This window comes from Bradyrhizobium sp. YR681, assembly GCF_000282615.1.
Lineage (GTDB): Bacteria > Pseudomonadota > Alphaproteobacteria > Rhizobiales > Xanthobacteraceae > Bradyrhizobium.
Map to the genome: position 1 here is coordinate 85,983 of NZ_AKIY01000328.1, position 15,208 is coordinate 101,190.

Here is a 15,208-nt window from a genome sequence, read left to right on the forward strand (position 1 = left end):
TCCTTGACCTCCCCTGCACTCTTCTTGTGACCAATCCCGCTCCGGGAGCGGGCCGTTAGGTCGTTGCGGCTGCGCGCATCGCGAGCGCGCCCTCGGGGCCGCTGGCCCAGAGATCGAGCGCATTCGCATCGCCCTTCCCTTCCAGCTTGAACGCCGAGCTGACGAACAGCGGCGAGACGCCCCTGAATTCGAACGATCTGAGCGGCTTGCCGGCGTGCCGTTCCACAAAGCCTTGCAGCAGCGTCGCCGTCAGGGGCCCATGCACGACGAGATCGGGATAGTTTTCCTCGTCACGTGCGTAGGCCTGGTCGTAGTGGATGCGATGCCCGTTCGAGGTCAGCGACGAATAGCGGAACAGCAGCACGGTGTCGGGCCGGAACGTCTCGGACCATGCCGCACCCTGTGGAGCGGCAGCGGCCACAGGCGCAGGCGATCCCGGCGCTGCCGCCTCGCGATAGACAATGTCCTGTTCCTCGGTGATGCACACGGCGCCATTGCAGGCAATGCTGTGGCTGACAGTCACGAACACCAGCCTTCCAGCGCGGCCCGATTTGGCTTCGACCTTGAGAATGGTGCTTTCGCGCACGCCCTCCGCCCCGATCGTCAACGGCTTGTGGTAGGTGAGCCGCCCACCGGCCCACATGCGGCGCGGCAGCGACACCGGCGGCAGAAAGCCGCCGCGTTTGGGATGCCCGTCCGTTCCGAGCTCGTGTCGCGGCACGAAGCGGTTGAAGAAGATCCAGTGCCATCCCGGCGGCAGCGACGCACCCGCCGCGTGATGTCCCTCGATACCGAGCGTGGCACCGAGCGCGGCGACACGATCCGGTGCGATCAGCTCCCGGATCGTCTCCTTGCGGCCGACCCAGGCCTGCAAGTCTTCTCCGGCCAGCGCTTCGCTCTCGCTCATGACGGCACTCCACTTCAAGCGGTCAGTAAATCACCTGCTGATCCATCAGGCTCTGGCGCTCCTCACGGCTCAGACCGAGCAGCTCACCGAACACGTAGTCCTCGTTTTCGCCAAGCCGCGGTGTGCCCCGCGTCATGCCGACGTCGGACTTCGAGAAACGGATCGGCGCCTTCAGCGCGGCGCGCTTGTGGCCGGTCATATCCTCGACCTCGACGATGGTTCCGCGCTCGCGCAGATGCCGGTCGTGCGCAATGTCTTCCATGTTGCAGGAGACATGTGCGGCGATCCCGGCAGCCTGAAGCAGTCGCTCCGCCGCGCCGGCCTCGCAGGTCATCGTCCAATGCTCGATTTCGCCGTACAGCGCCCGCCTATATTCGTGCCGGCTTGCTGCGCTCTGAAACCGCGGATCGGTCAGCAGATGCGGCGTATCCATCAACCTCACCAGGGCCCGCCATTCGTCGTCGGTGCGCACCGCGATGGTCAACCAGCGATCTTCGTCGCGGGTCCGAAACACACCGTGCGGTGCCATCCGCGGATGATCATTACCTATCCGCACCGGGCTTCCTCCGGCCGCGGCAAACAGCAACGCCTCCCCGACCAGCGAGCAGGCAACCTCGCGCGCGCTGACATCGACATGTCCACCGCGCCCCGTGCGGCGCAGGCGGTACACCGCGGCCACCGCCACCATTGCCGCGTTCATGCCGACGCTATGATCCATCACGTGCCGCATCTCGACCGGCGGGCCGTCTTCGTAGCCCGTGAGATAGCCGAGCGCACCCCAGGCGCCGAACAACGGCGCGTAACCGGCGAAATGCGAATCCGGCCCGCGCTGGCCTGACGACGACACGGACACCATCACCACGGACGGCTTCAGCGCCGCCAGCGCGGCATAGCCGAGACCGAGCCGTTCCATCACGCCGGGCCGAAAACTCTCGCAGACAAGATCGCTTGCCCCGACCAGTTTCCTGGCCAGCGCACTGCCCCTGGCATCCTTCAGATTGATGCGCACCGAGAGCTTGTTGGCCGCAACCTGGTCGAAGCTCGCCGGCCCCATCCGGCCGTAGACGGGATGCGGCTTGCGGAAGATATCCGGGCGCGCCGCGCTCTCGACCTTGATGCACTCCGCGCCGAGCTGCGACAGGATGTGCGTGCAGAACGGTCCCGCCGCGTGGAGCGTGAAATCGGCGATGCGGACGCCGGCAAGCGGTTTCATGAGGCCTCCGCAGCGACGCGCAGGTGATCGCGTTGGTGACCGGCCGTGAGCAGGTGCTGATGTTCGCCGAGCCGCGGCGGTCCGGCTCTCAGGCGCAGTGCCGCGCCGTCGACATGGAACGGCGCCGACAGCACAGGCAGAGAACCGGCGCCCGCTATCTCCACGGGTTGGAACAACTCCCGCGCGCGCTCATGTGCGCCCGACAACACCTCGGCCGGGCTTGCATATTTCGCCATGGGGACGCCGAGCGCCTGGGCCCGCGCGACGACGTCCGCCGTCCGCTCTCCGAGCGCCCAGGCGCGAACGGCGCGGTTGATCTCGACACCGCGGCGACTGCGCTCCAGCGAGTCCGACAGCGCTGGATCGAGCATCCAGTCGGGACGGCCCATCAGTTCGACCAGGCCACGCCACTGCCGCTCTTCCAGCGTCAGCAGCTCGACATGGCCGTCGGCGCATTCGAGCACGCCGCCATATTTGAACGAGCGGGTGCGGCGGTGCTCCAGCGAGCCGTCACCGAACCGCTGGAGGGCGAAGGCGCCCACGGCGAGCGCCGCGTCCTGCACGGAGACGTCGACGCTCTCGCCGCCGCCGTGCTCACGGCCGATCAACGCGCACAGCGCCCCGAGCGCAGCCACCACGCCACCCTGGTATTCGGCGAAATGCCCGTAGACCTTCAGCGGTGGACGATCTGGAAAAAGTTCGGCGGCAAGGCCGTTGGGCAGCAGGAAGCCTTCGCCCGACGCATGGATCAGGTTGATCTCCTCGGCCTGCCAATCAGCCTTCGGCCCGACCGCGCCGAACGGCAGCACCGAGACGTCGATCAAATTCGGATGGCACGCCCTGAGAGTCCGCTCGTCGACTTCGAGGCTCGCACGTTCGTCGGCCCGCAGGTCGTGGACGAGGACATCGGCCGCGGCCAGCAGGGCCGACAGCCCCGCGCGCCCGCCCGGCGTCCCGGAATCGCAGATGACACTTTTCTTCCCCGCGGCCAGGAATGCGAACAGGGCGCTGGCTTCACCCGCCGGCGGAAGAAATGGCGGTTCGCGACGAAGCGGGTTGCCGTCCGGCGGCTCGACGAGAACCGTCTCGGCGCCAAGGGTCGAGAGCAAACGGCCGGCGTAGCCCGCCGCAACCCCGCGCGAGATCTCGACGACAGTCACTCCGGCGAGCAACGGCGCAACGGCCCCGTCCATCATGGCAACGCTTCCCCTTGTTGTTATTGGCCGGCGTTTTCGAGAGCATGATGCGAAACCGCGCATCATGCTCCCGGGACGTTGTTCACGTCCGCGCTAGCGGATCGTCGGCAGTTCCAGATCGAGGGTCGATCCATCGAAGAACACGCGGTTCTCGACGTTGCGCGACGGCAGCATCACGGTGGCAAGGCCCGGCGTGGTCAATTCTCCGCGCTGGTTTTCGCCCCAGATCTCCAGGTCGACCAGCGCGAAGCCGTCCTTGACGTACTTCTTGCTGACCTTGCCCTTGCACCAGGTGGAATCGCCCATGGTGTTGAAGCGCCGCATCTCGGTGCGCACGCGCTTCAGGAAGGCCGCATCGCCCATCCAGTTCGTGACGAGGCTGGCGAGCCAGGAGGAGCGCTGCGGGCCGTAATCATAGGTGCCGGGAACGCCGACTTCCTTGGCCACCGACTCGCGATGATGCCCGATGCCGGTATATTCGATGCCGCCGCCGGCTTCCGGATTGCGGAAGAAATGGCCGGGATGCTTGACCGCGGATTTCAGCACGATGCCGTGCGTGTGACCGCGACCGCAGCCGACCAGGAAGCCCATCGTGTCCATCAACGACAGGGGTCCGCGCACGATCGGCGGCAATTCGTCGCCGACATTGACGTCCTCGAAGTAGCGGACCGCGGTGCCGCGCATGCGTTCGTCTTCCTTCAGGATCGCCTCGTCGAGCGCGGCGAACTCGTCGGCGGTGTACTCATAGGGCTTGACGTCCTTGTACTTGCCGGCGTCGCGCGCGGCCTTGCGCTCGTGACGCGTGCAGGTCCCGAGCGCACGCGCGACGACGTCACCACGCTGATTGGAATAGGTCGCCTCGACATATTGCAGCACGAGGCGGCCGGAGAACTTGCTCTCCTTTTCCTCGATCCCGACGACGCGCTCGATCGCGGTGATGCGGTCGCCGGGACGGATGTGGCGGAACAGCTCCCAGTCGTTGCCGGCGTAGAAGCCGTGGACACCGGGCAGGCCCCAGCGGGTGCGGCCGATCCAGCCGAACGCCATCGGAAACATGGGGTGAGCGACATTGGTGCCGTAACGGCTCTGGCGGCCGTGCTCGGCATCGCGATACAGCGGGTTGAGATCGCCGATGCCGTTGCAGAAATTGCGGATGGTATCGTCGGTCGCATCCTGGAGATACGGCCCTTCAGGGCGAAGCTGAAGACCGATCATGCTGCGCGCCTGCGCGATCGCCTCGTCGGTGATCTTTCCTTCCGCCGGCGCGTGACCGACCTCTTTTTCTTTTTCCATGACGTCTGCCATCGTGGTCTCCATTCCCTGTCTGAGTTGAGTTTTGCTAGGCTGCGGGTTTCATGGCGCGGGCCAGCGCCGAGGCGGCCGCGGCGGGAAGACCGTCGAGATCGCGCGCGATCACCACGCCGGCGCGATCGAGTGCCTCGACCTTGGCGCCCCAGCTCTCGGCGTAGGAGCCGATCATCGCGGCGGCATGTCCCATCTTCTTGCCGGCCGGCGCGGTCCGGCCGACCAGCAGCGCCGCAGCCGGCTTTGCGTCCGGTCGCTTTGCATATTCGGCGAGCGCGTATTCTTCCGAGCCGCCGATCTCGCCGAGATAGATGATGGCGCGTGTCTCCGAATCATCGTGGAACAGCGCGATCGCCTCGGCGGCATTGACGCCGCGCACGGGATCGCCGCCGATGCCGATGACGCTGGTCTGACCGAGGCCGGCCTGCGACAGTCGGAAGCAGGCCTCATAGGAGAGCGAGCCGCTGCGCGAGATCACGCCGATCGGGCCGGGCGCGTAGCAGAATGAGGGCATGAAGCCGAGCTTGGCCTTGCCGGGCGAAATCAGGCCGGGCGAGTTCGGTCCGACCAGATGCGCGCTATGCTCGATCGCGGCCGCACGCATCTCCATCGCGTCCAGCACTGGCAGGCCGTCGCCGGGATAGGCAATCAGCGGACAGCCGGCCTCGATCGTCTCCAGCACCGCGTCGAGTGCGACCATGGCCGGAACATAGATCAGCGCCGCATTGGCGTGCGTTTCCCTCATCGCGGCGGCGACGCTCGAAAACACCGGTATGCCCTCGACGGACTGGCCGCCGCGCCCCGGCGCCACGCCGGCGACGACCCGCGTGTGGCTCTGCGCGAGATCCTTGACCGAGAACGTCCCGAACTTGCCGGTAATACCGACGATCAACAGGCGCGCGTCGGCGTCGAGGAGAATGCTCATGACCGCGTTCCCGCAACCTTCTTCACGATGTCGGCGACGGCGATCTCCAGCGTCGCATGGTTCCGGTGGCCGGCCTCGCCGAGAATGGTCGTCGCCAGATCGCTGCGCGTGCCGTTGAGGCGGAGCGTCACCGGCTTCGAGGAAACTCGCTTCGCCAGAAGCTCGACGAGGGTCTTGGCCACACGATCGGTATGCAGCCCGCCGCCGAACATGCTGACCAAAATGCCCTTCACGTTCGGCGCGCGATCCAGCAGATCGAAGGCAAGCCCGAATCCCGCCGGCGTCGGATTTCCGCTCACGTCGAGGAAGCAGGCCGGCTGCGCGCCGGCGCCGTCGATCGCGTCCATCGCGGCCATCGTCATGCCGGCGCCGCCGGAGATCAGGCCGATCTCGCCATCGAGCCAGACCAGCATCAGATTGGCCTCTTCGCACAGCCTGATCTCGCGCGCGGCCTTGTCGCGCGCAGCCGCAATGGTCGCAGCGGTCGCCGTCTTGCGGAAGGCGGCCGCTTCGTCGAGGACGATCTTGGCGTCCGCCGCGATCAACGCGCCATCGCTGGAGACGACCAGCGGATTGATCTCGACCGTCGTGCATTCGTTGGCCTGCGCGACCTCGAGCAGGCGCCTCGCCGTGGAAATCACGCGTTCGCGCACCTTGGCATCGCTCTCGACCGGTTCGAGCAGCGCGCGAAGCACATGGGCGCGGAAATTGCGGGCGAGCCCGACGGGATAGCTCAACGGCGGCGGGCCATCCTCGATATTGATGCCGCCGCGCGGCGAATAGAGCACGTTGAAGCCGCCGACGCGGCTGTCGATCGCGACCGCCAGATACAGTTCGCGCGCGATGTCGAGCCAGCTCTCGACCAGCACCGAGGACGGCGCCTCGCCGCCGAACCGCATCGCCATGATCGCGCCGAAAGCTTGCTCGAGCTCGGCGCCGGAGCCGGCTTTTCGGATTCCCCCCGCCTTGCCGCGACCGCCGGCGGCCACCTGGGCTTTCACGGCAACGGGCAGCGCGATGCGACAGGCCCTGACCTCGTCGAGCGAGCTCAATTCCTGACTTGATGGCGTGGCGATGGCGGCGGCTTGCAGGAGCGCCTTGCCTTGCGCTTCGGTGATCAACATAAATGCATAATGCATTATCAAAGGGATGAGTCAATCTCCTCGCTTCGTGCGGCTACCGCTATTCGAGGTCAATTTCAGCGAATATCGATGGAAATTTGCCTTTGGTGTCCGAATTCAGCGCTCTCGACTAACAGGATAATGCATTTTTTTACCGCGGCGTCCGTCGACCGGATGCCCCGGCGCCCGAAAAATCATTAAGCAGGATCGGGCAAAACCTGGCCGCTTTGGGAAAGACGCCGGATCGGCATCGCGCCTAACACCTGCCCGCACGCGCGAGAAAGTCCGCCATGTCCGAGAGCCCGAAAGGCACCGCAACGCCCGCCTCCATCGTCGACGCGCTCAAAGCGGTTGCCGGCAATCCGCCAAAGGTGCGCGCGAGCTTCGCCAAAGGCTGGTGCGTTCGCGGCACCTACGCCCCGTCGGATCGGGCGGCGGAAGTGACGAAATCGCAGAGCTTCACAAGACCATCGCGTGTGCTGGCGCGCTTTGCGGTGGGCGGCGGCAACCCTGACGTGGCCGACACCAACAATCTGGTGCTGCGCGGTTTCAGCTTCAAGCTCGGCGAGGAGGATCATCGATCCGATATTCTCGTGGAGAGCGCGCCGGTGCATTTCGCGCGAACGCTCGACCAGATGCAGGCCTTCCTCGAAGCGCGCATCCCCGGGCCGGATGGCAAGCCTGATATCGCGAAGGTCAAGGCGTTTTCCGCAGCCAATCCCGAAACGCTCAATCAGGCGAACTACATCGCCGCGCGTCCGCTGCCCGGAAGCTTAGCCGGCACGACCTATTGGGGCGTGCATGCCTTCCCGGCAACGAACGAGCAAGGTGAGACGCGCTTCATCAAGTTCAAGATCGTCCCGGCCGGCGGCGAGATTACGCTGGGCGAGAACGAAGCGAAGGGCCAGCCGGCCAACTTCCTGCACGGCGAGCTGAGCCGGCGGATCACCGCGGGCCATGTCCGCTTCAACGTGATGGCCCTGCTCGATCGCCCCGGCGATCCCACCATGGACGTGACCACGCGCTGGCCGGACGAGGACAGCCGCGAACAGGTGCGCCTCGGCACGATCGTGATTACCGGCTTCGAGCCCGACCAGGCCTGCGACGCCTCCATCTTCAACCCGGCCAATCTCGCCGACGGCATCGGTCACCCGCCCGACGAGATCTTTGCTGCGCGCCGCGCCGCCTACACCATCTCACTCGCCAAGCGCCGCTAGAAATGCAACCGCCGAGGCTTAGGCGCAGCGGCTCGATGCGCCGAGCGCCTCGCGGCGCCAGACGGCCGGGCTGACGCCGACGACCGAGGAAAACACCCGCGTGAAGTGGCTCTGGTTGGCGAAGCCGGCCGACATCGCGATCTCCGATAGCGGCAAATCGCGGACGCTCATCAACTGCTTGGCGGCCTTTACGCGCTGATGCAGCAGCCATTGGTGCGGCGGCAGGCCGACGGAGATGCGGAACGCGCGCGAGAAGTGGCTGACCGAGAGGTCGAGCTCGGCCGCGACTTTTTGCAGCGAGAGCTTCCCGCCGAGATCCGACTCCAGCCGTTCGCAGGCGCGCTTGGCCTGCCATGGCGCAAGACCTCCCCGCGCGGGAGCGGATGCACGCTGAAGCCCGCCATAGCTCTGGGCGACATGAGCGGTGAGCCCGAGCATCATGTGGTCGATGAAGAGCTGGTTGGCCTCGTTCGGCCTGCGCAGCCCCTCCTGCAACGACGCACCGATGTGACGAATGATTTCGTCGTCATGGCCGACGCCGGTCCGGCAGTCGAGCTCGTCGATCTGCGGCGCGTTGCTCTGTTCGGCGATGCTGTCGAGGGCCGAACGCGGAATGTAGAAGAACAGCGAGTGGAACGGCTTGTCGATCACGTAGCGCGGATCACGCTTGAGGTCGTAGAGATAGGTCGCCCCCGCGCGAACGTCCGCCTTCATGACCGATTTGCCACTCTCCCAGAGCTCGCAGTCCGGGTAGTCGTGCAGCTTCAGGCTGACGAGAAAGGCATCTTCAGCGGCCAGCGAACCGGACAGGCCGGGCACCGGGTGGTCGTTGCGGGTTTCGGTGACCGCGAGTTCGGCACTGCGCAGCGAACGGGCGACCAGCGCGGGCGGCGCATCCTCCAACCGCAGGAATTGCCCGAGCCTCTGTCCGTAGGCGCCTGCCTGTGTCATCCGGATAGTCCTTCTGTGGAAGCTGACGTGCAGGCCACAGTGTCCCGCAGATTGCAGGACGCATTATCGGACATCCGCCGATATCTGTCCACGCGCGCTCACGCGAAGGTCATCACGCATTTTCACAAATGCACGAACAATGCCGCAATTTCCCGTGCCGGCCTGGTATCGCTAGAACGAGGTGCCACCTCCGAACCTGAACTCCTGGACGTTGTCATATTTGCCCTTCGTCAGCGGCACGGCATAGTCGAAGCGCAGCGGCCCGAACGGGGAGGCCCAGATCAGGCCGACGCCGACCGACGAGCGCACCACGTTGCCGTCGTCATATTGCAGTCCGCAGGTCGGACAAGCCTTGGTGTTGACCTCACCCGTGGCCGCCCACGAGGTTGGCCCCTGGTAGCCCCAGAGCGAGCCGGCGTCGGCGTAGACCGCGCCCTTCAGGCCAACCTCCTTGGGCAGGAACCAGAACGGCATCTGCAACTCCATCGACGCGCCCCAATATTTGGTGCCGCCGAGCGAATCGCCGGTCGAACCGTAATTGAGGTAGGTGATGTCGCGCGGACCGATGCCGTTCGAGGCGAAGCCGCGCACGAGGTTAGGCCCCATCTGGAAATGGTCCAGCATGCGCAGATCGTCGTTGCCGATCTTGTTGAGGATGCCGCTCTGAAGGTGGATCACGCTGACGATCTCGGACACCAGCGGGGTGTAGTACTTGGTGTCCATCGCGGTCTTCAGATAAGTGACGTTGCCGCCGACGCCGGCGAAATCCTGCTTGAAGTCGACCAGCAGACCGTCGGTGGGGTTCTTGTTGTTGTCGAGCGTGTTGTAGTTCAGCGTGTAGCCGATCGCCGAGGTCCAGGTCGCGCCGCTCGCCAGCTCCTTCCGAACCGGCAGGCTGGATTCGCCGTCGCCATAGCAGCCGTAGCCATAGACCCCTGAGCTCGTGGAATTGGTCGGGTCCACACCGCCCAGCACGCTCTGAACGTAGGCAGGCGTCGGGTTGAAGGCCAGCGATGCGTTAGACGCGTTGTTGTTGCAGTTGTTGTAGGCGCTGGCGAGCGTGATGCTCTGCTGATAGAGCGAATAGCGCAGCTGCAGCGACAGATCCTCGCGCAGCGCAAAGCCCAAGCGCGGGGAGAAGCCCAGCGTCGTCACGCCGTAGCTCGTATAGCTGTTCGACTTCTGCTGCTTCCAATAGGTGTCGAACCCGAGCGCCAACCGGTAGTCGAGCAAGTAAGGCTCGACGAAAGACAGCGAGATGCCGCGCGAATACTGCCCGTAGCTCACCGACGCCTTGGCATAAAGGCCTCGGCCCAGCAGGTTGCGCTCGGAGACCGAGACTTCCGCCAACGCGCCATCGCTGGTGGAGTAACCGCCCGAGATCGAGAAGTCGCCGGTCGACTTCTCTTCCATGTCGACGATCAGGATGACCCGATCGCTCGAGGAACCGGGCTCCGTCACGATCTTCACGCTCTTGAAGTAGTCGAGGTTCTTCAACCGCCGCTCGGCCCTGTCGACCAGCGCGCGGTTGTAGGCATCGCCTTCCGAGATGTCGAATTCGCGGCGAATCACGTAGTCGCGCGTGCGGGTGTTGCCGCGCAGATTGATGCGCTCGATATAGGTGCGCGGCCCCTCGTCGACGTTGAATACCACCGACACGGTGTGCGACTCGAAATTGCGGTCGCCGCTCGGCCGTACCACGGCAAAGGCGTAACCGCGGCGCGAGGCCTCGATCTGCATCTCCTCGACCGACTTCTCGACCGCCTCCACGTTGTAGAGCGAACCGACACCGACACGCGAATAGGAGCGCATCGAGCCCGCGTCGAAATTGGCAATGCCGGAGCGGAAGTCGACCGAACCAACGCGGTATTGCTGACCCTCCTCGATCTTGAAGGTGACGAGGAAGCCCTTCTTGTCCGGATCGTATTCGGTGAGCGCGGCCACGACCTGGACGTCGGCGAACCCGTTCTTGAGGTAGAAGCGGCGGATCAGGTCGCGGTCGGCCTCGACGCGGTCGGGGTCGTAGATGTCGTTGTTGCCGAGGAAGCTCAGCAAATTGCTCTCATGGGTCTTGATGATGTCGCGCAGGCGCGCGGCCGAGTAGGCGCTGTTGCCGATGAACTCGACCGACTTGACCGAGGTTTTGGCGCCCTCCTCGACCGTGAAGATCAGATCGACGCGGCTGCTCGGCTGCTCGATGATTTCGGGCGTAACGCGCACATCGTAGCGGCCGGACCGGCGATAGATCTCGGCGATGCGCAACGTGTCGGACTGCACCAGCGCCCGCGAGAAGGTCCCGCGCGGCTTGGACTGGATCTCGGCCGAGAGCTGCTCGTCCTTAATCTTCTTGTTGCCCTCGAAGGCGATGCGGCCGATCACGGCATTTTCCACCACCGACACCACGATGCGGCCGCCGGCCTGGTTGATCTTCACGTCCTGAAACAGGCCGGTCCCGATCAGCGCCTTGAGACCCTCATCGATCGCGGGCTGATCGAGGCGCCCGCCGGGGCCGGGCCTGAAATAGGAGCGGACCGTCTCGGCCTCGACGCGGCGATTGCCCTCGACGACGATCGTCTCCACGACTTGCGCGGCCGCCGGCTGCGACAGCAGCACGACGGGAACTGAACTCGCAATCAATACGCCGCTCATCACCACCGCGATCAGCCAGGCCCGCAAAACCGACATTCCACACCTCAAGAGCACCTGACTGCTCTGAAACGAAACGGCTGTGGCCGAGGTGTGGCTTTGATATTGCTGTACTGTTTCCGGTCGTTCAATTTGATTGGCCGGTCAACCGCCGAGCATGTCGATCGCGACGACCGCGCGGCCCGGCAGCGGCGACCGGCCCGCATTGAAGTCGCAGCCCATGCGATCCGTCCATGCCCGCGTTCAGCAACATTGCGCAACGGCCGGATTGTTTACAGGCGCTCGAGCCGGTGCGAGACGCCACGAGATCAGGAACTCGCATGGGGTACCCGCTGATGAACCCGATTGTCACGACCGGAACGCTGCTTGTCGCCCTCCTCGCTTCGACGCTCACCGCCCATGCCGCCACGGCCGGCAAGCGCGATCCGTCGCGGACGACGCAGCATTCCGTCTATGAGTACGGTCCTCGCGGCCCCAACCGCTCCTACCAGTCCGGACCGCACACCCGCCTCTATGTCAGCAAGCGCTCCTGGCTCGACGGAGGAACCGAACTGCTTCCCGGCGAGCGCAAGTTCACCGACTATGCCCTGCCGCCCGGCGCCTCCTTCGCACGCGGCAACAGCGACCGGCCGCTCGATCGCCAGCCGCTGAGCACCGATTCCGATCTCGGCGGATTCGCACAGAGAATTCCGATCTCCTGGTGACGGGCTCGCGGCGCGCCGGTCGATCGATCCGACGAGCAGCACGGCCCGCAACGCGCCGCCGCACCCGGCGACAATCCGTCGATCGGAACGCCACGATCGCCAGCGAGCAGAGACGATTTCCGCGTGCGCGCATCTGCCGCACGCGACCTCACGTTTGCAAGCGCGTCTCGAATCATTCCAGGATCGCTCTCCACACGTTCGAGCAATTCTATTCTGCGCCAGTGGAATTCGAGACGCATCACCCATAGAAGTCCGCATCGTTCGACGCGCGCCAGCACGCAGCTGGCCAGCGTTCGCGTGAATCGGTTGGACGAAATGGGGATCATCATCGGTGGGCGTTGCTTTGTCGGAGAGGAAACATCGTTGGTTCAGCACCGCAGCTGCGATCAACGCAACGATGTTCGGTTCGGTCGTATTGGTATCCGTTGAAATCCTGCCGTCCCAGGTATTGGCCCAGAGCAGCAATTTGCCACCGGTCACCGTCGAGGCGACGGACGCACCGAAGACGCGCAGACCAGCCGCGTCCAATCAGCGCACACGATCTCCTCGCGCGGCCTCGGCGAACCGGCGCGCCAATCCGGCAGCCGATCAAAATCGCGCTTCGCAGGCGGCCGGAGGCGCGGTCGCTGCGACAACCGGCTATGTCGCAACCACCGGCACCGCCGGCACCAAGACCAACACGCCGTTGATCGAAACGCCGCAGTCCCTCTCGGTGGTGACGAAGAAGGAGCTCGAGGATCGCAACGTCCAGACGCTCAAGGACGCCGTCAACTACACGCCCGGCGTCACGACCTCGGCCTTCGGGTACGATCCGCGCTTCGACAGTTTTTATATCCGCGGCTTCGACGCGACCTATACGGGCATCTATCGCGACGGCTTGCGTCAGGCAGGCGGCAATTTCGTCATTCCCAAGATCGAGCCCTACGGATTGGAGAGCGTGTCGATTCTCCGAGGTCCGGCCTCCGGCCTTTACGGCCTCGGCTCTCCCGGCGGCATCGTCGATGTCACGACAAAGCGGCCGACACAGACGCCGTTCGGCGAAGTGCAATTGCAGGCCGGGAATTACGATCGTTACCAGGGCGCCTTTGACGTCGGCGGTCCGGTGCCCGGCAGCGACCAATTGTACTACCGCCTGACCGGCTTGTTCCGCGACGCCAAGACCTGGTTTCCCGGCAATGACGACGACCGGGCCTATATCGCGCCGGCCCTGACCTGGAAGCCGAATCTTGATACGACATTCACGATCCTCGGCGAATATCAGACCAGCCGCACCGCCGCGAGCATCGGAAACGCGCGCACGGCCGATGGCAAGCTGACCAACATCTACTCGAACGACCCGGCGTTCAGCGCCATGGACCAGAAGCAATTTCGCATCGGCTACGCGTTCGAGCACAACGTCAACGACACCTGGACCGTGCGGCAGAACTTCCGATTCTATCAGGTCGGCGTGGACGCGAAGTACACGCAGATCGACTCGATCGACACTGCGACCCAGACCGCCTCGCGCTCCGCCTGGCGCATCGTGGACAATCTCAAGACCGCTACCCTCGACAACCAGGCCGAGGCCAAGTTCATGCTCGGCGCCGTCAAGAACACCGTCCTGTTCGGCGTCGACTACAGTCATTCCAAATACGACGACAAGATCGGGTACGGGCCGGCGCCCGATCTCAATCTTGCGACCATGAACTACGGCGCCCAGGCGATCGCCTCGCCGGCATTTTCGATCTTCACCAGCCAGTCGATCAACGAGGTCGGGGTCTATGCACAGGAGCAGGCCAGGCTCGGCGGTTTCATCCTGACGCTCAATGGCCGCCAGAGCTGGGTCTCGCAGAGCACGACAACGACGCTGGGCGGAACTCCGGAAACCTCGAAGCCCTCGGCCTTCACCGGCCGCGCGGGCCTGAGCTATCTGTTCGACAGCGGCATTGCGCCCTACGTCAGCTATGCCACGTCGTTCAGCCCGCAGACCGGCGTCGACGTCACCGGCGCCACGTTCAAGCCGACCACCGGCGAGCAGACCGAAGCGGGCATCAAATATCAGATGCCGAGTTTCCCGGTGCTGCTGACCGCCGCGGTGTTCGACATCAAGCAGGACAATGTCCTGCGCACCAATCCCGACGACATCGCATTCCAGGCGGCAACCGGACAGATCGAGTCCAAAGGACTGGAGCTCGAGGCCAAGCTGGCACTCAAGCCGGGCCTCGATCTCACCGCGGCCTACACTCATCTCAACGTCGTGATCACGCGGGGCAACGCCGATACGACCGGCAACGAATATTCCGGCATCCCCCGAAACTCGGTCGCGGCGTTCGGCAAATACACCTTCCAGTCCGGCTCGCCCGTCGAGGGGCTGGGATTGGGCCTTGGCGTGCGCTATATCGGCGCGAACTTCGGCAACGACCAGAATACGTTCGAAAATGCGGCGAAGACGTTGTTCGACGCCGTGATCGACTACGATTTGGGCAAGCTCGACCGGAATTTCCAGGGCGCCTATATGCGCGTGAACGCCACCAATCTGTTCGACGAGAAGTATGACACTTGCCAGTCCGGCTATTGTTACGCCGGCGAACGGCGCCAGGTGATCGGGACGCTGAGCTATCGGTGGTAAGCGGCATGGTCCACTCCCGTGTTCCGGGGGCGCTGCAAAGCGCAAGCGTTGCTGCGCGGCGTCCGGGGGACGAGGGCGGAGTGCGGCGCGACTCTGTCTCCACAGCGTCATTGCGAGCGCAGCGATGCAAATCCGGAGTCTTTCCGCGGAGGGATTCTGGATTGCTTCGCTGCGCTCGCAATGACGGCGTATGAGGCGGCAGCTTCGCTCTTCCAGCTTGCATGAGTTTGCAGACACAGCTTCTCGTCCTCGCGGCGCAATTCGCCCGAGCTTTGCTTCGTGACTCCACCCTCATAGCCAAGAGGGCGCAGGGAAGGCCGGGTGCTGACCTCGCACCCGCGGTCTGCTGCGCAAAAGGCACACGCAGAAAACCGCACAGCAGCATACAGGTGGTGCCAATCACTCGGCCTTCCCT

The 15,208-nt window shown here is 64.7% G+C and carries 11 protein-coding genes; 3 read left to right on the forward strand and 8 right to left on the reverse strand.

All coding sequences use genetic code 11. From position 1 onward, the window contains the following. Positions 1-55 precede the first annotated feature (55 nt). The 6 genes from PMI42_RS35575 to PMI42_RS35600 form a co-directional block, all read right to left on the reverse strand. Positions 56-907 carry an HTD2 family dehydratase gene (locus PMI42_RS35575; RefSeq protein WP_008144393.1) on the reverse strand — a complete coding sequence of 284 codons (852 nt, stop codon included), beginning with the start codon at positions 905-907 and terminating at the stop codon, positions 56-58. Positions 908-929: 22 nt separating this feature from the next. Continuing rightward, positions 930-2,120 carry a CaiB/BaiF CoA transferase family protein gene (locus PMI42_RS35580; protein WP_008144395.1) on the reverse strand — a complete coding sequence of 397 codons (1,191 nt, stop codon included), beginning with the start codon at positions 2,118-2,120 and terminating at the stop codon, positions 930-932. Beyond that, the gene (locus PMI42_RS35585; protein WP_008144397.1) at positions 2,117-3,316 is read right to left on the reverse strand and encodes a CoA transferase; all 1,200 of its coding nucleotides are present in this window, start codon (positions 3,314-3,316) and stop codon (positions 2,117-2,119) included. The genes PMI42_RS35580 and PMI42_RS35585 overlap by 4 nt, the downstream gene beginning before the upstream one ends. A 93-nt stretch (positions 3,317-3,409) precedes the next feature. Beyond that, the gene (locus PMI42_RS35590; protein ID WP_008144399.1) at positions 3,410-4,621 is read right to left on the reverse strand and encodes an FAS1-like dehydratase domain-containing protein; all 1,212 of its coding nucleotides are present in this window, start codon (positions 4,619-4,621) and stop codon (positions 3,410-3,412) included. 34 nt (positions 4,622-4,655) lie between these two features. Beyond that, on the reverse strand, positions 4,656-5,546 hold the full coding sequence (locus tag PMI42_RS35595; RefSeq protein WP_008144401.1) for a succinate--CoA ligase subunit alpha: 891 nt from the start codon (positions 5,544-5,546) through the stop codon (positions 4,656-4,658). Continuing rightward, on the reverse strand, positions 5,543-6,670 hold the full coding sequence (locus PMI42_RS35600) for an ATP-grasp domain-containing protein (protein ID WP_162137433.1): 1,128 nt from the start codon (positions 6,668-6,670) through the stop codon (positions 5,543-5,545). Before PMI42_RS35600 ends, PMI42_RS35595 begins: the two co-directional genes overlap by 4 nt. A 287-nt stretch (positions 6,671-6,957) precedes the next feature. On the opposite strand from PMI42_RS35600, the gene PMI42_RS35605 reads away from it, so the two are divergent. Then, the gene (locus PMI42_RS35605) at positions 6,958-7,884 is read left to right on the forward strand and encodes a catalase family peroxidase (RefSeq protein WP_008144406.1); all 927 of its coding nucleotides are present in this window, start codon (positions 6,958-6,960) and stop codon (positions 7,882-7,884) included. 18 nt (positions 7,885-7,902) lie between these two features. Here the strand turns inward: PMI42_RS35605 and PMI42_RS35610 are convergent, their stop codons facing one another. Continuing rightward, positions 7,903-8,835: a helix-turn-helix domain-containing protein gene (locus PMI42_RS35610; RefSeq protein ID WP_008144408.1), complete on the reverse strand. Its 933-nt coding sequence runs from the start codon at positions 8,833-8,835 to the stop codon at positions 7,903-7,905. A gap of 171 nt (positions 8,836-9,006) precedes the next feature. After that, on the reverse strand, positions 9,007-11,520 hold the full coding sequence (gene bamA / locus PMI42_RS35615; protein WP_008144411.1) for an outer membrane protein assembly factor BamA: 2,514 nt from the start codon (positions 11,518-11,520) through the stop codon (positions 9,007-9,009). A gap of 296 nt (positions 11,521-11,816) precedes the next feature. Between bamA and PMI42_RS35620 the strand changes: the two genes are divergently transcribed. Together PMI42_RS35620 and PMI42_RS35625 are read left to right on the forward strand one after the other, a co-directional pair. After that, a complete protein-coding gene (locus tag PMI42_RS35620) occupies positions 11,817-12,185 on the forward strand; it encodes a hypothetical protein (RefSeq protein WP_035967608.1) in 369 nt (122 codons plus the stop codon). Positions 12,186-12,582: 397 nt separating this feature from the next. Continuing rightward, a complete protein-coding gene (locus PMI42_RS35625) occupies positions 12,583-14,793 on the forward strand; it encodes a TonB-dependent siderophore receptor (RefSeq protein WP_008144415.1) in 2,211 nt (736 codons plus the stop codon). Positions 14,794-15,208 lie beyond the last annotated feature (415 nt).

What these genes read in the sequence shown, in the direction of transcription:
- PMI42_RS35575 (WP_008144393.1), bottom strand. Translation starts at nt 907, where the DNA reads ATGAGCGAGAGCGAAGCGCTGGCCGGAGAAGACTTGCAGGCCTGGGTC.
- PMI42_RS35580 (WP_008144395.1), bottom strand. Translation starts at nt 2,120, where the DNA reads ATGAAACCGCTTGCCGGCGTCCGCATCGCCGATTTCACGCTCCACGCG.
- PMI42_RS35585 (WP_008144397.1), bottom strand. Translation starts at nt 3,316, where the DNA reads ATGATGGACGGGGCCGTTGCGCCGTTGCTCGCCGGAGTGACTGTCGTC.
- PMI42_RS35590 (WP_008144399.1), bottom strand. Translation starts at nt 4,621, where the DNA reads ATGGCAGACGTCATGGAAAAAGAAAAAGAGGTCGGTCACGCGCCGGCG.
- PMI42_RS35595 (WP_008144401.1), bottom strand. Translation starts at nt 5,546, where the DNA reads ATGAGCATTCTCCTCGACGCCGACGCGCGCCTGTTGATCGTCGGTATT.
- PMI42_RS35600 (WP_162137433.1), bottom strand. Translation starts at nt 6,670, where the DNA reads ATGTTGATCACCGAAGCGCAAGGCAAGGCGCTCCTGCAAGCCGCCGCC.
- PMI42_RS35605 (WP_008144406.1), top strand. Translation starts at nt 6,958, where the DNA reads ATGTCCGAGAGCCCGAAAGGCACCGCAACGCCCGCCTCCATCGTCGAC.
- PMI42_RS35610 (WP_008144408.1), bottom strand. Translation starts at nt 8,835, where the DNA reads ATGACACAGGCAGGCGCCTACGGACAGAGGCTCGGGCAATTCCTGCGG.
- bamA (WP_008144411.1), bottom strand. Translation starts at nt 11,520, where the DNA reads ATGTCGGTTTTGCGGGCCTGGCTGATCGCGGTGGTGATGAGCGGCGTA.
- PMI42_RS35620 (WP_035967608.1), top strand. Translation starts at nt 11,817, where the DNA reads ATGAACCCGATTGTCACGACCGGAACGCTGCTTGTCGCCCTCCTCGCT.
- PMI42_RS35625 (WP_008144415.1), top strand. Translation starts at nt 12,583, where the DNA reads ATGTTCGGTTCGGTCGTATTGGTATCCGTTGAAATCCTGCCGTCCCAG.